Raw genomic sequence first — 18,704 nt, 5'->3', positions numbered from 1 at the left:
CGGCGCGGTGGTGGCGGATACCATGGCGCACCGGCCGCGTGGGCCGCCATCTCGGCGTTGGCGCGCAGGGCGAGGCCCGGCGGCTCTGCTAGACTCCGCGCCCTCCATGACGTCCCCCGAGATCCTCGATCGCACAGGCGATCCCAGGCCACTGACCGACCTTGGCGAGCGCTTCGCGAGGAGCGCGGACGAGATGGCGGCGCTGCGCGAGCGCGGCGTCGCGGCCGCCCGCGACCTCTGCGCCTTCATCGATCGCTCGCCGACGCCGTACCACGCCGTGCGCGAGGTCGCCTCGCGGCTCGTGGCGGCCGGCTTCTCGGAGCTCGGGGAGCGCGACGCGTGGGCGGTCGCTCCGGGCGATCGCCGCTTCGTCATCCGGGGCGGGTCGACGATCGTCGCGTTCGTGGTCGGGGCCGAGCACCCGGCGCTCGGCGGCTTTCGCGTCATCGGCGCGCACACCGACTCGCCGAACTTCCGGGTGAAGCCCAGCGCCGAGCTCTCGCGGAGCGGCTACCAGCAGCTCGGGGTCGAGGTCTATGGCGGCGTCCTGTACTCGACCTGGCTCGACCGCGATCTCAGCGTGGCCGGCCGCGTCCACGTGCGCAGGGACGGGCGGATCGAGCGCCTCCTCGTCGACCTGGGCCGCCCGGTCGCCCGCGTCCCGAACCTCGCGATCCACCTGAACCGCGGGGTCAACTCCGAGGGGCTCGTGCTGAACGCGCAGAAGCACCTCGTCCCCGTGATCGGCCTGGGCAAGGAGGCCGATCTCAACGCCCTGCTCGCGCGCGCGGTCGACGCGCCGCGCGACGCCATCCTCGGCTTCGATCTCTGCCTGTACGACACGCTCAAGGCGTCACTCGGCGGCCTCTCCGACGAGTTCATCTTCGCGTCCCGCCTGGACAACCTCGCGAGCTGTCACGCCGCGACGGCCGCGCTGATCGGCGCCGCTCCTTCCGCGGCGACGCGGGTCATCGCGCTCTACGACCACGAGGAGTGCGGCAGCCGGAGCGCCGTGGGGGCGGCGGGGAGCGTGCTCCGCGACGTGCTCGCGCGGATCGTCGACGTCTACCCGGGGCGCGAGCCGCAGGCGTTCGCCCGCGCGATGGCCGGATCGCTGCTCGTCTCGGCGGACATGGCCCACGCGGTGCACCCGAACTATGCCGATCAGCACGAGCCGCGCCACGCCCCGCAGATCAACCGCGGGCTCGTGATCAAGTCGAACGTGAACCAGTCCTATGCGACCGACGGCGCGACGGCCGCCGCGCTCGAGGCGCTCTGTCACGACGTGGGCTACGCCCCCCAGCGCTTCGTCGTGCGCAGCGATCTCCCCTGCGGCAGCACGATCGGCCCGATCACGGCGGCCTCGCTCGGCATCGCCACGGTCGACGTCGGCGCGCCGATGCTCAGCATGCACTCGTGCCGCGAGATGGCCGGCACCCTGGACGTCCACCTCGCGATCGAAACCTACCGCCGCGCGCTTTCGTGAGGCGGGCACCTCGTTGGGGGAGAGTGCGCGCGACGCGCTCGCTTCGTTAACGGCTGCGCGTGTCGTGGGAGAGAAGCGTGAAGCCGATGAGCTTGTAGAGGAGGCGGGCGCCGACGTTGCCGTCCCAGTCGTCGGCGTCGTCCTTCGGCGCGACCTCGTTCAGGTCGAAGCCGACGATGCGCCGGCCGCTCTTCTGGATGCGGCCGATCAGGGCGACGGCTTGCTGGAACGTCAGCCCGCCGGGGACTGGCGTGCCGGTGCTCGGACACAGCGTCGGATCGAGGCCGTCGATATCGAAGCTCACATAGACGTCGTCGGGGAGATCCTCCACGATCGAGTCGGCGATCAGGTGGAACGGCTCGCCCTCGAAGAGCCGATCGGCGATCGAGGCGTCGATGTGGGCGACGATGCGCCCGTTCGACTCGCGGATGAACCGGAGCTCGTCTTCGCTCATGTCGCGCAGCCCGACCTGGACGATCCGCGGGATCGTCGGGTGGTTCGTCGCGACGTTGTGCATGATCGAAGCGTGGGAGTCGGTGAATCCCTCGTACGCGTTGCGTAGATCGGCGTGCGCGTCGATGTGCAGGATCCCCATTCCCGGGTAATGCGCGGCGTGCGCCGCGATCGCGCCGTAGGGGGAGGAGTGATCACCGCCGATGACGCCGACGAGCTTGCCCCGCTCCATCCATCGCAAGGCGATCTCCGTGACGCGCTCGTTCAGCCGGCGGGAGAGCGCGTTGACCGCCGCGAGGCGCGCCTCCAGGTCCCGGTCGCCAGCGACCTCCCCGTGCGCCGCGATCACCGGCTCGGCCGCGGCGCACGCCTCCGCATTCCAGCGCACGATGTCCGGATCGACGTCGAGCATCGCGATGCCCTGCTCGTACGGTCTGCCCGTGTGCAGGTCGAAGAGGTCGACCTGCCGGCTGGCCCGCAGGATCGCCCCCGGGCCCTTGGCGGCGCCGCGGCGGTAGGACACCGTCGGCTCCCACGGCACCGGGACGAGGACCACCCGGGCGTCCTCAGCAGTGTGTGGCAGCCCGTAAATCCCGTTGCCGATGGCGGGACCGTTCGGATCGAAGCCGAGAGGGGATGAGCTCACGCGGCCACGTTGGCGGTTCGCGACCAGGTCGTCAAGCGCGAGCCGCCTCCGGCCCAGCGCACGCCGGAGCGCGCCGGAGCGCGCCGGAGTGCTCCGCCGCACGCGCCGCCGAGCACCGGCGGAGCGGCTCCCGCGCCTGCACACCGGCGGAGCGGCTCCCACGCCTGCACACCGGCGGAGCGGCTCCCACGCCTGCACACCGGCGCGAGGTGCGTAAAGACGATCGCACCGAGCGTGAGACATCGGCGTGAAACACGGATGTCGGGTGGGGATGGCGCGGAGCGCTCGTCGGAATGCAACTTCGGGCTTCCAGCTGCGACGAAATGCGCTAGGAAGAGCGCCGAGAAGATGGGCCGCTGCGCCCGTCCGGGCCGGTCAGCGCTGCTCGGCGCTGCCGGTCGGTTCGGCGCGTGGTCCTGATAGCAGACGCGAAGAACAGCCATGCTCCGGTACCGCGCCGATATCAAGACACTCCTCTTCGTCGCGACGTATTTCGTGCTCGTGGCGGTGCAATGGGTCTACGCGCCGCGCGCGCTATGGCTCGCGATTCCGCTCCTCGCCACGACGTGCGTGTTCTCGTTCCTCGGAGCGGTCGCGACCCACAACGCGGTCCATTGCCCCGTGTTCCGGCGGCGATGGATGAACCGCGCGTTCCAGGTCGCGCTCACGCTCACCTACGGGCACCCCGTCAGCGCCTACGTCCCGGGTCACAACCTCAGCCATCACAAGTACACGCAGTCCCGGCGTGACGTGATGCGGACGACGAAGGTGCGCTATCGGTGGAACCTGCTGAACGGCCTCTTTTTCATGAGCCGCGTGGTCCGGGACATCCTGCCCGCCGACATGCGCTACTTCAAGGCGATGTACCGGCGGAACCCGCCGTGGTTCCGTCAGATGCTCCTCGAGTCGGCGGTGTTCCTCGGCGCGATGGGGGCCCTGCTCGCGCTCGACTGGCAGAAGTTCCTCCTCTACGTCCTGATCCCCCACCAGTACGCCGCGTGGGGGATCGTGACCATGAACTACCTCCAGCACGACGGCTGCGACGAGGACAGCGAGTACAACCACTCGCGCAACTTCGTCGGCCGGCTGGTCAACTGGTGGACGTACAACAACGGCTTCCACTCCATCCATCACATGGAGCCCGGCCTCCACTGGAGCCTCCTGCCGGCCGCGCACGCGAGGCGCGTGGCGCCCTTCATCCACCCGGGCCTCGACCAGCCGTCGCTCCTCGCTTACCTCTTCCGCAGCTTCGTCTGGCCTGGCAAGCGCCTGCGCTACGACGGCGCCCCGGTCGTGCTCCCGCCGGAGGAGCCCGACGAGGAATGGATCCCTGGCCCGAAGGAGACGCCCAGCGACGTCTCGCTGGGCGCGATCGCGCCCGGCTGACCCGCCGGCGCCTGCCCCGCGCTGGAGGTTCGGCGCCGCCCTCCTGGGGCGGCGCGCCGGGCGTCTGGCTGTCGAGATGTGCGGGGGTGCCATGCCGGCGCGGCGCGCGCGGTCCTGTGGCGCCTGGAGACCTCCCGAGAGGCACCTTGCGGCGACGACCGGGAGGCCAGGGTCGTGGCCGTTGCGATGGGGTAGGGGGTTGGCCCGGCGCCCCCCGGCGCCGGGCCCTGCGCGTCCCCGGTCAGCGCGGCTGATTCTCCCGCGGCTGGTCTCCCCGCGACTCGCCGCCACGACGGCCGATCTCGGCCATGTGCTGGCGATCGCCGCTCACGGCCTCGCCGCCTTTGCGGCCGATCTCGGCCATGTGGGCCCGGTCCTGGCTCACGCGCTCGCCGCCACGGCGACCGATCTCGGCCATGTGCTTGCGGTTCTGGCTGACGACCTCGCCGCCCTTCTTGCCGGCGGCGCGCGCCTCGTCGCGCGTGAACTCGTGCGCCGTGCCCTTCTCGTGGGCTGCCTTCCCGCCCTTGCTGGCGATCTTGCGCTGACGGTCCTCGTCCATGGCGGCGAAGCCACGCTGCTGCCGCTCGTTGGCAGCCCGCTGCGACGCTGAAGAAGGCGGGGGTTCGCTCGGCGAGGCCCCTCTCTCCTCCTGGCCCTCCTCACTCCTGGAAATCATACGATCGTCCATGCTCGCCATCATCCTCTCCTTACGGTTGGCTCGCTCGATTCAGGTCTCCGAACGGGGCCTGCGAGCCGGTAAAGGACGGCGTTCCCCCCGTCCCCTCCCGGGCCGGTCGAGACCGGCGATGGCCGCTCTCTTCCGGTGCTGGTCGGGGAGCGGCGTTCGCCGTCCCCTTCCAGTGCTTGGTCGGGGAGCGGCGTTCGCCGTCCCCTTCCGGTGCTGGTCGGGGAGCGGTGTTCACCGCCTCCCTCCCAGCTGCGGAAAGGCCGACAGACCCTTTCCGCGAAGGCCTGTTGTGCCGGGCGGAACAACGTCAAGCGGGCTGAAGGTTGGGACGCGACGAATTAGGGGGAGGTTCGCCGAGCGTGTTTTGGAAACAGCGGCGAACCTGGAAATACCGAGAACGTCGTGCTCCCGCCGCGAGTCAACCCCTCTTGGCGAAATCCCGCATGAACGCCGTGAGGCGCTCTACCGATGCAACGGGTACTGCGTTGTAGATCGAAACCCGGATACCCCCGGTCGACCTGTGTCCGGCGAGCCCCACCATACCCTCCTTTGCGGCCTCGGCGACGAAGCGTTTTTCCATCTCCTCGCTGGCCAGCCGGAACACCACGTTCATGAACGAGCGGCTCTCCTTCTCGACCGGCGCCCGGAAGACGTCCGGGTGCGCGTCGATGGTTTCGTACAGCAGCTCACCCTTCTTGCGATTCCGTCGCTCGACCTCCTCGAGCCCACCGATCTCAAGCGTATACGCGAGCACGTTGCGCATGAGGTAGATTGCGAATGTCGGAGGTGTGTTGTAGAGCGAGTTGTTGGCAGCGTAAGTGGCATAACGGAAAATGACGGGAATGTCTTTTCGGGCGCTGTCAACGAGATCCTTGCGTGCGAGCACGACCGTGATCCCGCTCGGTCCGATGTTCTTCTGGGCACCGGCGTAAACCAGGGCAAACCTGGAGATATCCATCTTGCGCCACAGGATGTCGGACGACATATCCGCGACGAGCGGCACGTTGCCCGTGTCGGGCAGCCAGTGCCACTGCGTGCCGAACAGCGTGTTGTTCGTCGTCATGTGGACGTAGGCGGCGTTCGGATCGAGCGAGAGCTCTCCCTGGTGGGGGATGCGGGTGTACCGCTTGTCGACGGCGGTGCTCCCGGCCACGCGCACCGTCCCGACGCGCTTCGCCTCCTCCAGGGCCTTCTCCGACCAGCCGCCGGTCAGGATGTAGTCGGCGCTCCTGCCGGGCGGCAGGAGGTTCATCGGCACGACCGCGAACTGCATGGCCGCGCCGCCCTGCATGAACAGCACGTGGTAATCGTCCGACAGGCCGAGCAGCTGCCGGAGCAGCGAGATCGCCTCGTTGTGCACCGCCTCGAACGCCTTGCCGCGGTGGCTGTGCTCCATGATCGACATGCCCGTCCCCTCGAAATCGAGGAGCTCGCGCTGCGCGCGCTCGAGGGCGGGGAGGGGGAGCCCGGCAGGGCCGGCGTTGAAGTTGTGGACACGCGCCATGGTGCTTCTCCTGAGGTTCAAGTCGGCGGTTCCTGATGCCGCCGTGTCGGCCGTATACCACGGGGGGCGCCGCCTCCGCCGGACGGGCCGAGCAGGAGCGCCGCCGCGGCGGATCGCGCCGCGCCGGGCCCTTCGCCTCGGACCTGCCCGCGGCCGCGATCTGGGCTAAATTCACCGCACCGGAGGGCGACTGATGCTGGTGACCCGCGAAGAGATGGCGTTCGATTTCCAGGGCGCCAGGCTCGATCCCGTCAAGGACAAGGACGTGATCGTCTGGGCCGTGCAGCAGTTCCTCTACGGGGAGATCACCGGCGTCCAGATAGGGCACTGGCTCTACAACGCCCCCGACCTGGAGTCCGCGCGCTTCCTCGCGCGCCAGGCCGTCGAGGAGTTCCAGCACGTCGGCAACTTCCTCCGCATCCTCGAGATCCTGGGCGCGCCGCCGGACAAGGCCGCCTGGAGCGTGCGCTTCCTCGCGACCGGGCTGATGGGCGGGGACTGGGCCGAGCACGTCGCCCTCGAGATGGCCCTCGGCGAGGGGCTCGTCCTCCAGGCCTTCTACGCGATGATCGAGACCGTGGATGAGCCGGAGATCGTCGCCATCCTGAAGCGCGGGGTGCGGCAGGAAGAGCGGCACGTCGACTTCGGCGAGCAGCAGACGAGGAAGGCCATCGCGGGCAGGCCGGCGCTCCGGAGGCGGCTGCTCGGCCTCGCGCTGGTGTCGCTCTGGGGCGTGTCGCGGCTCGAGGCGTTCATGAAGAAGCGCCTGCCGATGGACCACCCGGCGCTCAAGCGCCTGCCCGATCTGGTGCGCCACACGGTGCGGATCGCGGAGCTCCGGCTCATGCGGATCGGCCTGACCGAGGCGCCGATCTCGTCGATGTCGTCCGGCCGCAAGCTCGCGCTGGTGGCGGAGGCGTACGGGGGCAAGCTCGCGCTCGGCCTCGCGTCGTGGGTGCTCTCGGTGCTGCTCTTCCCGCTCCGGCTGCTCGGCCTCGCGGGGCCGAAGCGGCTGACGGACACCTACCTGAGCGATCCCCTGGTCGCGCGCGGCGGCCGCCTCGGCGCTGGCGCGGAAGCTGGCATGGGAAATAGCGCGGAAGACGACCCCGGCGACGCCGGTGAGCAGGCGGGCCCGGGCGGCAGGCAGGCGGGGCACGGCGCGGCGGCGCGCGCCTGAACGCGAGAACGCGAGGTGGAGCGTGGCTGACGGCGAGGACGAGGAGCGAGCCGCCCGCGCCGGGGCGGCCGGCGCGGCGGGGCCTCCCGGGGCGCGTCTTGCCGTCTCGCCCGCGTTGCCCGCGTTGCCCGCGTCGCGGGAGCTGCCGCTCTTCGCCGAGCTGCCCGAGCTCTCGGGGCAGGTCCCGTGGCGCCCCCTCGCGCACGCGCCGACGCCTGTCGTCCCGTGCGCCGCGATCGAGAAGTACCTCGGCCGCGGCGGCGTCTGGGTCAAGCGTGACGATCTGATCTCGCCGCTCTACGGCGGCAACAAGGTGCGTCGCTTCGAGTTCCTGCTCGCCGACGCGGAGCGGCGCGGGGCGAGGACGCTCGTCACCGTCGGCGGGCTGGCGTCGACGCAGGTCACCGCCACGGCCCTCTTCGGCCGCGCGCTCGGCTTCGCCGTCACCGCGGTCCTGTTCGATCAGCCGATCACCCGGTTCGGCCGCGGCGCGCTCCTCGCCGACGCGGCCAGCGGCGCCGAGCTCGTCCATGGCGGCGGGTACGCGACCACCGCGGTCCGGGCGATCCGGGTGCTGCGGCGGGCCGACCGGCCGTACTTCATCCTGCCAGGCGCCTCGTCCGCCCTCCCGTGCCTCGGCTACGTCGACGCGATGCTCGAGCTCGCGGCGCAGGTCCAGCGCGGCGAGGCCCCCCGGCCCGATCGCATCGTCGTCCCCTCGGGGACGGGCGGCACGCTGGCGGGGCTCACGCTGGGCGCCGCGGTGCTCGGCTGGCCCACCACGATCGTCGGCGTTCGCATCACCGAGCGCATCGCGTCGAACCGCGCCGTCGTCCGGTACGAGATCGGCAGCATGAAGCGCCTGCTCGCCCGGCGCGCGCCGCGCTTCACCCGGCGTCGGCTCCCGCCGGTCCGCTTCGAGATCGATCACCGCGCGATCGGCCCCGGCTACGGCATGCCGACCCCCGCGTCCATCGCGGCAATCCCCGAGGTGGAGCGGCTGATCGGTGTGCCGGGGGAGGTCACGTACAGCGCCAAGGCGCTCGCCGCGCTGCGCGGGATCGCGCAGGAGCGCCCGCGGGAGACGATCCTCCTCTGGCAGACGCTCTCGAGCGCGCGACCGCCGCTCGCGGAGGGCGGCGCGGCGGCGCTCCCGCCGGCGTTCGCGCGGTTCTTCGACGGGGAGATCGCGTACTGAGGGCGCGGCGCGTGGTCGACGCGCCGCGCTGTGGCGTCACTTCAGGCGCAGGCTGTTCACGAGCTTGTCGAAGTCGGCGCGCGCCCCGGTGACCGTCTTCTCGGGGCCGGTCATCTTGAAGAACCAGAGCCCGGACGGCGTGTCGACGATCGCGCCGAGGAGGGCATAGTTCGGCTTCGGATCCGACGCGGGCATGCCGGGCATCCCGGAGCCGGCGAACGTCCCCTTCACCTCGACGATGGTGACCTTGAGATCGCCGGCCTTGAGGTCGGTGCGCTTGGGGGAATCGTCGCTCTTCTGGGAGAACTGGCCGGCCCAGCGCGTGATGTTCGCGTCCACGCTGCCGCCCGCCTGGCTCACGCTGAGCTCGGCGTCCTCGGTGTCACCGGCGGCGCGCTTGATCTTGTACGTGGCCTTGCGCATCGCGTTGGGGTTCGGCGCGCTCTCGAAGCTCGCCGGGGCATCCCACGCGAGCTCGCCGCCCGCCTGCTGGCCGCTGGCCGGCGCCGGCTTCGGAGCGGGCGCCGCCTCGGCGGGCGCGGCGGGCTTGCTGGTCGCCGGCGCCTCGGGCGCGGATGTGGCTGTCGGCTCGGGGGTCTTCGAGCACGCCGCGGCGAGCGCGGCGACGAGCGGCAAAACCATGGCGGAGCGGAGCTTGATCATCGTGGGAGGCCTCGGCGGGGTTCGCGGCGACTGTAGTCGCCGTGCCCGCGTCCTCAAGCCGGATCGAACCGCGGAGAGCCCCCGGCGCGCTCTTGCTGGAGGCGCCCGGCGGGTCGTTCAGCCGCGCGCGTTGCCGTGATACCAACAAAATACAAATACATGGACCCCACCTTCCGGCGCGCGTTCAACGCTGCCTTCGGGCCGTCGACCTACGCGGACTACCTCGGCCGGCTCGAGCGGCGGCTCGGGTGCGCGATCCCGTTCCGCGTCGCCGAGACGCCGCTGTTCCTGCCCCACGGGCTGCGCGACGACCTCGAGCGCTCCGCGACGGAGATCGTGCGACAGATCTCGAGCCCCGCGCTCATCGCGCAGATGAAGCGCGCCATCCCCGCGCACCTCGACGTCCCGGGCATGGATCCGCTCCCCAACTGCGTGCAGGTGGACTTCGCGATCGTGCGCGGCCCGGACGGCGAGCTCACGGGCAAGGTGGTCGAGCTGCAGGCGTTCCCGTCGCTCTACGCGCTCATGCTCATCCAGGTCGAGATCATGGCCGAGGTGCTCGCCGGGATGCCGGGCCTCGACCGGCGCTGGTCGTGCTGCTTCGGGGACCGCAGCACCGCAGACGTCCTCGCGCAGCTCCGCCGCGCGATCCTCGCGGGAGAGCCCGAAGAGTCGGTGGTCCTGCTCGACCTCGCGCCGGAGAAGCAGAAGACGTACCCCGATTTCGTGGCGACGAAGCTCCTCGTCGGCGTCGACGCCGTCTGTCCGACGGCGCTCGTCCGGGAGGGGGACCGGCTGTTCCGCCGCGTGGGTGGGCGGCTCGTCCAGGTCCGCCGGCTGTACAACCGCGTCGTGTTCGACGAGCTCCAGTCGAAGCGGGTCGAGCTCCCGTTCCGGTACGGCGATCCGCTCGACGTCACGTGGTGCTCGCACCCGAACTGGTACTGGACCTGGTCGAAGTACACGCTGCCCTACATCGATCACCCCGCGCTCCCGCGGTCGCGGACGCTGAGCGCGCTGGAGGGCGCGCCGCTGGATCTCGAGCGGTACGTGCTCAAGCCGCTGTTCTCCTTCGCGGGCTCCGGGGTGAAGGTCGATGTCACGCCCGAGGACATCGCCGCGATCCCGGAGGGGGAGCGCTCGCGCTGGCTGCTCCAGGAGAAGGTCGCGTACGAGCCGGCGCTCGCGATGCCCGACGGGAACGGGGTGAAGGCCGAGGTGCGGATGATGTTCCTGCGCGCGCCGGACGAGCCCGAGCTCTCGCTCGTGCTCAACCTGGTGCGGCTCTCGCGCGGGAGGATGCTCGGCGTCGACCACAACCGAGACCTGACCTGGGTCGGCGGCACCGTGGGGATCTGGCCTGTCGACTGAGGTCGCGCTCGGGCGATGAGCGCGCGCCACGCGCCGCGGACGAGCGCCGCCGCGGTCGCGCGCTCAGTCGCGCGCTCAGGCGATGAGCGCGATCTGCCACGCGCCGAGGACGAGCGCCGCCGCGGTCGCGCCCAGCGCGACCTGGACGACGGGGCGCCGCGGCGCGGGCCGGTTGCGCAGCGAGAGGCCGGCGACGACCCCGATCGCGGCGCCGCTGAGCAACCCGAAGGCGTGCGCACCGAGGTCCGAGCGTGGGCTCGCGCCGAGGGCGCCGAGGAGGGCGAGGCCTCCCACGAGCGGCGCGACGAGGTGGAGGAGGTGGCGCTTCTCGCCGCTCTCCTTGTCGTGCGCGCGGTCGAGCATCAGCTGCGTGGCGGCGAGCAGCCCGATCGCGCCGAACACCGCGGTGGAGGCGCCGATCGACGCGTGGTGCTGGCCCAGGCTCTGGTGCCAGAGCGCGTTCGCGAAGTTCCCGATCGCGCCCGAGGCGACCACGGCGAGCGCGGCGCCGCCCGGCCCGAGGCGGCGCTGCACGGCGGACGCGAAGACCGTCCCGGAGATGACGTTGCCGAGCACGTGGGCCGAGTCGGCGTGCAGCGTGAGCGCGGTGATGGCGCGCCACGGCTCCGGTCCCACGACGAGGTCGGCGACGGAGGCGCCGCGCTGGAACCAGCGTCCGCCGCCGCTCGCGGGCCCGGTGACGAGGAAGAAGAAGAGGGCGAGCGCGGCGAACGCGACGCCGGCGACCATGGACGGAGGGTGGCGCAGCCGCTCGCGCGGGCGGAGCGGGGGCCAGTTGCGGTTCTCCGCTTCGTACCGATCGATCGAGCCCGCGGCGAGGGCGTAGTCCTCGTCGCGCACGAGGAGCACCCAGCCCGCCGGCGTGTACCGCACGGCGTGCCAAAGCTCGCTCGACTGGAGGACGAGGGCCCACTCGCGGATCTTGCGCTCCGGCATGACGGGGCCGATGGCCGTGAGCCCGAGGCCGTGATTTTCCGCCTCTCCGGAGGTGGGATCGCCGTTCTGGATCATCGCCGCCCTCTCGCCGCGCGCCGGCGGCAGGATCGCGATCGGGACGAACGGCTCGCCAACTGCATCTCGAACACAGATACGGTTCTGTTCGCCCACGGCGGGTCCTCCACGGTTCGTCGACCCAAGGTTCATCGAAACGTGCGGATGAGCCCGGAAGCTGTCAACGCCGGGTCTCCCGGAGCCTGGCCGTCCCGTCGTCACGCCGGGCCGCGGCGCTCCTTGCCGGTTGCCGGCTCTGTGCGCGCGCTGCGCGGCCGGGCCCTTGTGGGCGCTGCGCGGCCGGGCCCTTGTGCGCGTGCTGCGCGGCCGGGCCCTTGTGCGCGCGCCGCAGCGGTGGCAGTGCGTGGTTGTGTCGACGGCCATCACGCAGGGCATCCGGGTCACCGTCTCGACGGTCTACGTCCCCACGCAGTCATCCCCGACGGAGCACCGCTACGTCTTTGCTTACACCGTGCGGATCGCGAACGAAGGCACCGAGCCTGCCCAGCTGAGGACGCGGCACTGGATCATCACGCATGGCAGCGGGAAGGTGGAGGAGGTGCGCGGCCCTGGCGTCGTCGGCCAGCAGCCCTCGCTCAAGCCTGGCGAGCACTTCGAGTACACGAGCGGCTGTGTGCTCGAGACCCCGCGCGGCACGATGCGCGGCACCTACCAGATGCACCGCCCTGACGGCCGCGTCTTCGACGCCGAGATCGCGTCGTTCACCCTGGCGATGCCGCACTCCCTGAACTGACCCGCCCCCGTTACCCCCCACCCCCCTTGGAAGAGCCAGCGGGGAGGGGGTGCCCGTGCACGCGGGCGGCGGGGTAGGGCCCCACGAACCCGAGCGCCGGCCCGCATCGCAGCTATCCCTCCCGACCCACGTCTCCCGTACTCACGGCAATCGCCTCCCCAAAGGCGCGAGTTCGTGGGAGGGGCCCCCGCCGCCCGCGCGCACGGGCACCCCCTCCCCGCTGGCTCCGTCGCAGCCGTCCTAGCCGACGGCTTCCGGCTCGACCGCCGCCCCGTTCGCCTTCGCCTTCTCCGCGCCTCCCCCGTTCGCCGCCGAGAACTTGAACGTGAACTCCCCGCCTTCGAAGTCGACCGCGACGTTGCCCCCGTTCTCGAGGGCCCCGAAGAGCAGCTCGTCCCCGAGCCGCCGCTTGATGTCGTTCTCGATGACGCGCCCGAGCGGCCGCGCCCCGTTCGCCGGATCGTACCCTCGCGTCGCGAGCTCCGCCCGTGCCCGGTCGGTCACCTCGACCGTCACCGACCGATCCGCCAGCATCGCCGCGAGCTCGCCGACGAACTTGTCCACGATGCTGCCCATCACCGACGGATCCAGCGGCCGGAACATGATGCGCGCGTCCAGCCGGTTCCTGAACTCCGGGCTGAACGTGTTCTTGTAGGCCTTGTCGTCGTCGCCCGCCGTCCCTCGCTCGCCGAAGCCGACGCGCGCCTGCGCGAGCTCCCGCGCGCCCACGTTGCTCGTCATGATCAGCACCATGTGGCGGAAGTCGCTCTTCTTGCCGTTGTTGTCGGTCAGCGTGCCGTGGTCCATCACCTGGAGCAGGACCTGGAACACGTCCGGGTGCGCCTTCTCGATCTCGTCGAGCAGCAGCACCGCGTGCGGCGTCTTCGCCGCCGCCTCCGTGAGCAGGCCGCCGCGGTCGAAGCCGACGTAGCCGGGCGGCGCGCCGATGAGCCGCGAGACGGTGTGGCGCTCCTGGTACTCGCTCATGTCGAACCGCAGGAACCCGATGCCGAGCGCCCTGGCGAGCTGCTTCGCGAGCTCGGTCTTGCCGACGCCGGTCGGGCCCGAGAACAGGAACGAGCCGATCGGCTTCTCCGGCGCGCGCAGCCCCGCGCGCGACAGCTTGATCGCCGACGCGAGCTGCTTCACCGCCTCGTCCTGCCCGAAGATCACCGAGCGCAGCGACTGCTCGAGATCCTTGAGCTGCGCCTTGTCCGACGTCGACACCTGGCGCGGCGGGATCTGCGCCATCTTCGCGACGACGAGCTCGATGTCCGCCGCCTCGACCGTGTACCCGTCGCCGTGGCGGAGGCGCGCCGCCGCGCCCGCCTCGTCGAGCAGATCGATCGCCTTGTCGGGCAGCCGGCGATCTTGCAGGTACCGCGCCGACAGCTTCGCCGCGGCCTCGATCGCCTCGGCCGTGTACGTGATCTTGTGGAACTCCTCGTAGCGCTTCTGCAGGCCCTTCAGGATCTGCGCCGTCTCGTCGACCGAGGGCTCCGGCACCTCGATGCGCTGGAAGCGCCGCGCGAGCGCGCTGTCGCGCTCGAGGTGGCCGCGGTACTCCTGGAACGTCGTCGCGCCGATGCAGCGCAGGCGGCCCGAGGCCAGCGCGGGCTTGAGCAGGTTCGACGCGTCCATCGTCCCGCCGCTCGCGGCGCCGGCGCCGATGATCGTGTGGATCTCGTCGATGAAGAGGACCGAGCCCGGCTGCTTCTCGAGCGCGCGCAGCACCGCCTTGAGGCGGTTCTCGAAGTCGCCGCGGTACTTCGTGCCCGCGAGGAGCGCGCCCATGTCGAGCGCGTAGACGGTCGCGTCCTTGAGCGGCGCGGGCACGTCCTTCTTCTCGATCCGCTGCGCGAGCCCCTCCACGATCGCCGTCTTGCCGACCCCGGCGTCGCCGATGAGCAGGGGGTTGTTCTTGCGCCGCCGCGCGAGCACCTGGATCGTGCGGGCGACCTCGTTCTCGCGGCCGACCAGCGGGTCGATGCGGCCCTCGGCCGCCTCCTTGTTGAGGTTCATCGTGAACGCCGCGAGCGGATCCTTGATCGGCTGCGCGGCGCCGGGCTCGCCGCCCTCCTCCGGCGGCTCCTCCCGGAGGCCGTCGTCCTGGCCCGTCTTCGAGATGCCGTGCGAGATGTAGTTCACGACGTCGAAGCGGCTGACGCCCTGCTCGCCGAGGAGCGTCACGGCCGGGCAGTCGCGCTCGGCGAACATCGCCACCAGCACGTTCGCCCCCTTGAGCTCCTTCTTGCCCGAGGACTGCACGTGCATCGCGGCGCGGCCGACCACGCGCTGGAACCCGAGCGAGAGCGTCGGGCTCGTGTCCGCGTCCTCCGGCAGCACCTCGATCTCCTCGTCGAGGAAGCGCTCGAGCTTCTTCTTGAGCAGCGGGGTGTCGCCCCCCGCGTGCCGGAGGACCTCGGCCGTCTCCTCGTCGAAGAGCAGCGCGTAGAGCAGGTGCTCGATGGTCACGAACTCGTGCCGGCGGCGCGAGGCCTCCCGGGTGGCGAGCGAAAAGGCGATCTCAACTTCGGGGCTGATGCGCATGGTCATTCCGGCTCGGCGGTCAACCGAAGGGGCATCCCGTGCTCCTTGGCGAAGTCCTGTACTTGGGCGACCTTGGTCTCGGCGACATCCTTCGTGTACACGCCGGCGACCCCGTGGCCGCGGTGGTGCACGCTCAGCATGATGTGCGTGGCCTCCGTCTCGGTGCGGTGGAAGAACTTCATGAGGACGAGCACGACGAACTCCATCGTCGTGTAGTCGTCGTTGTGGAACACGACCTTGTAGCGGCGGGGCTTCTCGACTTTCCGTTCCCGCTCCGTCGCGAGGTCGCCCTGCCTGTCTTCTCTTTCCTCAGGATCGTTCGGCATAAATCCGTCGGGAAGGATAGCAAGAGCCCCGCCCCGGCGAGCGGCCGACGAAGCTGGCTCATGCCCCGGAAGCATGCTCCGCCGCGGCGCGCTTCGCCACGCGCGGGCCTGGATTTTCCGTCCGCCGTGGCGCCCGGCTCATGGAACCGGGACGAGGGTGCTGCTGGGTTCGTTCGCGGGCGCCGGCCTGGTCCGGCTGGCTCCGTCCGGCGGGGCGCGGCCGCCCCGCCGCAGGCGCGCGAGCGGCCCGCGGCGGAGGCGCGCCGGCGCCTTCACACGAGCGACATGGCCGCGCCGAGGTCGATCTCGACGGGCGTGAGGCCCCAGATGTCGCGCGCGTACTCGCGCACCGTGCGGTCCGAGGAGAACTCGCCCACGCGCGCGATGTTGAGCGCGGACTTGCGCAGCCAGCTCTGCCGGTCGGCGTAGGCCGCCTCCACCTCGCGCTGACAGGCGGAGTAGGCCTTGAAGTCGGCGAGCATCATGTACTCGTCCCGGCCGAGGAGCCGGTCGAGCAGGGGCTGGAAGAGCTCGCGGTACTCCGGGGAGAAGAAGCCCGACGAGATGAGCTCGATCACCTCGCGGAGCTCCGGGTCGGCGGCCACGGCGGTGCGCCCCTCGAAGTGCTCGCCCCGGCGGGCGATGACCTCGTCGGCGGTCAGGCCGAACAGGAAGAAGTTCTCCGGGCCCACGGCGTCGCGGATCTCGATGTTCGCGCCGTCGAGCGTGCCGACGGTGAGCGCGCCGTTCAGCGCGAGCTTCATGTTGCCGGTGCCCGACGCCTCCATGCCCGCGGTCGAGATCTGCTCGGAGACGTCGGCGGCGGGGATGATGCGCTCGGCCAGCGAGACGCGGTAGTTCGGCATGAACGCGACCCGGAGCCCGGTGTGGCGCCGGTCGCCGTTCACCACGTAGGCGACGGCGTGGATGAACTTGATGATGAGCTTCGCCTGCCGGTAGCCGGGCGCCGCCTTGGCGCCGAAGATGAAGGTCCGCGGCGTGATCTGCTCGCCGCGCTTCTGGCGCAGGTAGAGCGCGACGATGTGGAGCGCGTTGAGCAGCTGGCGCTTGTACTCGTGGAGGCGCTTGATCTGGACGTCGAAGATCGAGGAGGGGTCGACGACGATGTCGAGCTCCTGCGCGATGACCTTCGCGAGCGCCACCTTGTTCGCGCGCTTCACCGCGGCGATCCGCTCGATGAACTCCGGGTCGTCGAGGTGGCGCTCGAGCTCGCGCAGCCGCTCGAACTCCGTCACCCACTTCGGGCCGACCTTCTCGGTGACGAGCGCGGCGAGCGCGGGGTTGCAGGCGAGCAGCCACCGCCTGAACGTGACGCCGTTCGTCTTGTTGTTGAACCGCTCGGGCCAGAGGTCGTAGAAGTCGCGGAGCAGGTCGCGCTTGACGAGCTCGGAGTGGAGCTTGGCCACGCCGTTCACCGAGTGCGAGCCGACGACCGCGAGGTGGGCCATGCGCACGTGGCGCTCGTGGCCTTCCTCGATGAGGGACATCCGCGCCACGCGGTCCTGGTCCTGCGGGTGGGCGTCCATGACCTCGCGCAAGAACCGCCGGTTGATCTCGTAGATGATCTCGAGGTGCCGCGGCAGGAGCCGCTCGAAGAGCGCGACGGGCCAGCGCTCGAGCGCCTCGGGCAGCAGGGTGTGGTTCGTGTACCCGAAGGCCCCGACCGTCTGCTTCCACGCGTCCTCCCAGGGGAGCAGGTGGTCGTCGATGAGGACGCGCATCAGCTCGGCGATCGCGATGGCGGGGTGGGTGTCGTTCAGCTGGATCGCGTTCTTCTCCGCGAAGCGCGAGAAGTCCGGGTGGACGCGGTTGTAGCGGTTCACGATGTCGGCGATGGAGCAGGCGACGAAGAAGTACTCCTGCCGGAGGCGCAGCTCCTTGCCCTTGTCGAAGTTGTCGTTCGGGTAGAGGACCTTGGAGATGACCTCCGACTGGTTCTTCTCGTGGACGGCGTGCACGTAGTCGCCGGCGTTGAAGAGCTCGAAGTCGAACTCCTCGCCCGCGCGGGCCGACCAGAGGCGGAGGGTGTTGACGGTGTTCGACTGGTAGCCCGCGATGGGCGTGTCGAACGGGACGCCGATGACCTGCTCGGAGTGGCGCCAGACCACGCGGAAGCCGCCGCGCTTGTCGGGGACGCGCTCGGTGTAGCCGCCGAACGAGACGGGGACGGCGTGCTCGGGGCGCTCGATCTCCCAGGGGTTGCCGAAGCGGAGCCATTCGTCGGCGCGCTCGACCTGGTAGCCGTCGCGGATGACCTGCTCGAAGATGCCGAACTCGTACCGGATGCCGTACCCGTAGGTGGGCAGGCCGATCGTGGCCATGGAGTCGAGGAAGCAGGCGGCGAGCCGCCCGAGGCCGCCGTTGCCGAGCCCGGCGTCGGGCTCCTGCTCGACGAGCTCATCGAGGTCGAGGCCGAGCTCGCCGAGCACGGTCTTGTAGCTGTCGTAGATGTCGAGCGCCTGCAGGTTGGCGACGAGCGCCCGGCCGAGGAGGAACTCTGCGGAGAGGTAGTAGCCGCGCTTGACGTCCTGCTCGTAGTAGGTGTGCTGTGTCTTCGTCCACCGGTCGACGAGGCGGTCGCGCGCCGAGAGGGCGAGGGCGACGTACCGGTCGAACGGCGTGGCGGACATGGACTCCCGGGCGCGCGAGTAGTGCAGGTGATCGGCGAAGGCGCGGCGCAACGCGATCGGGTGCATGCCGGTGCGGGCGTCCGGCGCCGGGTTGCCGCGGAAAAATGCGGCGGAGGTGTCGCGCTGCTGGGCGTTGCCGTCTCTCTGGGCGGGGGTTTCTCTCTGACGGTTGGGATCGGCGTCGATCGGGTTGGCCATGGCGGCGCACTTTAGACGGATCTGGCCCGCCCTGGTTGGCTGCGCGACGTGCCCGGATGAGGTTCCGTGTGGGCGGGGCTTGTCGAGGGTCCCCGGGTTAAATTGTGATGGGAGCGGAATCCAGCCCGGCGACCTGGTGCAGGGCGAGCGCTGTCAGCCGGCGCCGCGGCAGAGCGGCGGGATGGCCGACGGCTGGCGGGGCGCGGCGGCGTGGGCGGCGGCGGGCGCACGCTCGCTGACGCGGGCGGAGGTGTGTCGACCCGCTCCGGCGGTGAAGCCGGGCGCGCTCGCGTCGTCTCAGCGCGGGCAGCCGCCGAGCAGCGGTGCCCCGAGAAGATCGAGCTGCTCGACCGCGCGCTGCGGCCGGCGCGCGCGCAGACCCGCGCCCGTCCCCGGGGTGGCGCTCCAGGAGCTCCCCCGCAGGGCGAGCTCCTCGCGGAGCGCCACGAGCTCGCGCGACGGCAGGGTGCTCGTGTCCGTCACGAGCCGCGCTCCGTCACGGTAGCCGGTCCACACCGTGTAGCCGTTCCGTGTGACCTCGATCCCGAACCTGGGGCCATAATCCGTGATCTCGTAGCTGCGCCCCAGGGCCAGGAAGCTCCACTTCTTCATCGCGACCGTCTCGCCAGTGTCCGT

General features: G+C 70.9%; 15 protein-coding genes. 6 read left to right on the top strand and 9 right to left on the bottom strand.

The features are described 5' to 3' along the window. Window positions 1–193 precede the first annotated feature (193 nt). Window positions 194–1,486: a M18 family aminopeptidase gene (locus WMF34_RS22740; protein ID WP_012237033.1), complete on the top strand. Its 1,293-nt coding sequence runs from the start codon at window positions 194–196 to the stop codon at window positions 1,484–1,486. 46 nt (window positions 1,487–1,532) lie between these two features. Here WMF34_RS22740 and WMF34_RS22735 read toward each other — a convergent pair whose 3' ends face one another. Then, window positions 1,533–2,585, bottom strand: a complete 1,053-nt coding sequence (locus WMF34_RS22735; RefSeq protein ID WP_437994531.1) for an agmatinase family protein — start codon at window positions 2,583–2,585, stop codon at window positions 1,533–1,535. Window positions 2,586–3,026: 441 nt separating this feature from the next. On the opposite strand from WMF34_RS22735, the gene WMF34_RS22730 reads away from it, so the two are divergent. Beyond that, entirely contained in the window at window positions 3,027–3,971 is a 945-nt protein-coding gene (locus WMF34_RS22730; protein ID WP_437994530.1) for a fatty acid desaturase family protein, read from the top strand. A gap of 241 nt (window positions 3,972–4,212) precedes the next feature. Here the strand turns inward: WMF34_RS22730 and WMF34_RS22725 are convergent, their stop codons facing one another. Beyond that, window positions 4,213–4,533 carry a KGG domain-containing protein gene (locus WMF34_RS22725; protein ID WP_044965509.1) on the bottom strand — a complete coding sequence of 107 codons (321 nt, stop codon included), beginning with the start codon at window positions 4,531–4,533 and terminating at the stop codon, window positions 4,213–4,215. 547 nt (window positions 4,534–5,080) lie between these two features. Further along, complete coding sequence (gene serC, locus WMF34_RS22720; RefSeq protein WP_437994529.1) at window positions 5,081–6,166, bottom strand: 3-phosphoserine/phosphohydroxythreonine transaminase; 1,086 nt, start codon at window positions 6,164–6,166, stop codon at window positions 5,081–5,083. Window positions 6,167–6,359: 193 nt separating this feature from the next. Between serC and WMF34_RS22715 the strand changes: the two genes are divergently transcribed. Both WMF34_RS22715 and WMF34_RS22710 read left to right on the top strand, forming a co-directional pair. Continuing rightward, the gene (locus WMF34_RS22715; protein ID WP_012237028.1) at window positions 6,360–7,346 is read left to right on the top strand and encodes a ferritin-like domain-containing protein; all 987 of its coding nucleotides are present in this window, start codon (window positions 6,360–6,362) and stop codon (window positions 7,344–7,346) included. 22 nt (window positions 7,347–7,368) lie between these two features. Further along, window positions 7,369–8,544, top strand: a complete 1,176-nt coding sequence (locus WMF34_RS22710; RefSeq protein WP_437994528.1) for a 1-aminocyclopropane-1-carboxylate deaminase/D-cysteine desulfhydrase — start codon at window positions 7,369–7,371, stop codon at window positions 8,542–8,544. Window positions 8,545–8,580: 36 nt separating this feature from the next. Here WMF34_RS22710 and WMF34_RS22705 read toward each other — a convergent pair whose 3' ends face one another. After that, complete coding sequence (locus WMF34_RS22705) at window positions 8,581–9,207, bottom strand: hypothetical protein (RefSeq protein WP_437994527.1); 627 nt, start codon at window positions 9,205–9,207, stop codon at window positions 8,581–8,583. A gap of 159 nt (window positions 9,208–9,366) precedes the next feature. On the opposite strand from WMF34_RS22705, the gene WMF34_RS22700 reads away from it, so the two are divergent. Further along, window positions 9,367–10,578, top strand: a complete 1,212-nt coding sequence (locus WMF34_RS22700) for a hypothetical protein (RefSeq protein WP_044965507.1) — start codon at window positions 9,367–9,369, stop codon at window positions 10,576–10,578. A gap of 75 nt (window positions 10,579–10,653) precedes the next feature. On the opposite strand, the gene WMF34_RS22695 is transcribed toward WMF34_RS22700, so the two are convergent. Then, window positions 10,654–11,706, bottom strand: a complete 1,053-nt coding sequence (locus WMF34_RS22695; protein WP_437994526.1) for a rhomboid family intramembrane serine protease — start codon at window positions 11,704–11,706, stop codon at window positions 10,654–10,656. Window positions 11,707–11,959: 253 nt separating this feature from the next. On the opposite strand from WMF34_RS22695, the gene apaG reads away from it, so the two are divergent. Then, on the top strand, window positions 11,960–12,343 hold the full coding sequence (apaG, locus tag WMF34_RS22690; RefSeq protein WP_044965505.1) for a Co2+/Mg2+ efflux protein ApaG: 384 nt from the start codon (window positions 11,960–11,962) through the stop codon (window positions 12,341–12,343). Between the two features lie 240 nt (window positions 12,344–12,583). On the opposite strand, the gene clpA is transcribed toward apaG, so the two are convergent. The 4 genes from clpA to WMF34_RS22670 form a co-directional block, all read right to left on the bottom strand. Continuing rightward, complete coding sequence (gene clpA / locus WMF34_RS22685; RefSeq protein ID WP_012237022.1) at window positions 12,584–14,899, bottom strand: ATP-dependent Clp protease ATP-binding subunit ClpA; 2,316 nt, start codon at window positions 14,897–14,899, stop codon at window positions 12,584–12,586. Continuing rightward, window positions 14,896–15,219 (bottom strand): ATP-dependent Clp protease adapter ClpS, encoded by a 324-nt coding sequence (gene clpS / locus WMF34_RS22680; RefSeq protein WP_044965503.1) that lies wholly within the window; start codon window positions 15,217–15,219, stop codon window positions 14,896–14,898. Before clpS ends, clpA begins: the two co-directional genes overlap by 4 nt. 272 nt (window positions 15,220–15,491) lie before the next feature. Next, entirely contained in the window at window positions 15,492–18,068 is a 2,577-nt protein-coding gene (locus WMF34_RS22675; protein ID WP_437994525.1) for a glycogen/starch/alpha-glucan phosphorylase, read from the bottom strand. Between the two features lie 297 nt (window positions 18,069–18,365). Beyond that, complete coding sequence (locus tag WMF34_RS22670) at window positions 18,366–18,680, bottom strand: hypothetical protein (protein ID WP_044968978.1); 315 nt, start codon at window positions 18,678–18,680, stop codon at window positions 18,366–18,368. Between the last annotated feature and the right edge of the window lie 24 nt (window positions 18,681–18,704).

It is taken from the genome of Sorangium sp. So ce145 (assembly GCF_051525985.1).
GTDB classification, from domain to species: domain Bacteria; phylum Myxococcota_A; class Polyangia; order Polyangiales; family Polyangiaceae; genus Sorangium; species Sorangium cellulosum_B.
Note: the sequence above shows the minus strand (reverse complement) of the source record. Positions and strands in the feature narration are given on the sequence as shown.

What these genes read in the sequence shown, in the direction of transcription:
- WMF34_RS22675 (WP_437994525.1), bottom strand. Translation starts at nt 18,068, where the DNA reads ATGGCCAACCCGATCGACGCCGATCCCAACCGTCAGAGAGAAACCCCC.
- WMF34_RS22705 (WP_437994527.1), bottom strand. Translation starts at nt 9,207, where the DNA reads ATGATCAAGCTCCGCTCCGCCATGGTTTTGCCGCTCGTCGCCGCGCTC.
- WMF34_RS22670 (WP_044968978.1), bottom strand. Translation starts at nt 18,680, where the DNA reads ATGAAGAAGTGGAGCTTCCTGGCCCTGGGGCGCAGCTACGAGATCACG.
- WMF34_RS22725 (WP_044965509.1), bottom strand. Translation starts at nt 4,533, where the DNA reads ATGGACGAGGACCGTCAGCGCAAGATCGCCAGCAAGGGCGGGAAGGCA.
- WMF34_RS22740 (WP_012237033.1), top strand. Translation starts at nt 194, where the DNA reads ATGGCGGCGCTGCGCGAGCGCGGCGTCGCGGCCGCCCGCGACCTCTGC.
- WMF34_RS22715 (WP_012237028.1), top strand. Translation starts at nt 6,360, where the DNA reads ATGCTGGTGACCCGCGAAGAGATGGCGTTCGATTTCCAGGGCGCCAGG.
- clpS (WP_044965503.1), bottom strand. Translation starts at nt 15,219, where the DNA reads ATGCCGAACGATCCTGAGGAAAGAGAAGACAGGCAGGGCGACCTCGCG.
- clpA (WP_012237022.1), bottom strand. Translation starts at nt 14,899, where the DNA reads ATGACCATGCGCATCAGCCCCGAAGTTGAGATCGCCTTTTCGCTCGCC.
- WMF34_RS22730 (WP_437994530.1), top strand. Translation starts at nt 3,027, where the DNA reads ATGCTCCGGTACCGCGCCGATATCAAGACACTCCTCTTCGTCGCGACG.
- WMF34_RS22700 (WP_044965507.1), top strand. Translation starts at nt 9,367, where the DNA reads ATGGACCCCACCTTCCGGCGCGCGTTCAACGCTGCCTTCGGGCCGTCG.
- serC (WP_437994529.1), bottom strand. Translation starts at nt 6,166, where the DNA reads ATGGCGCGTGTCCACAACTTCAACGCCGGCCCTGCCGGGCTCCCCCTC.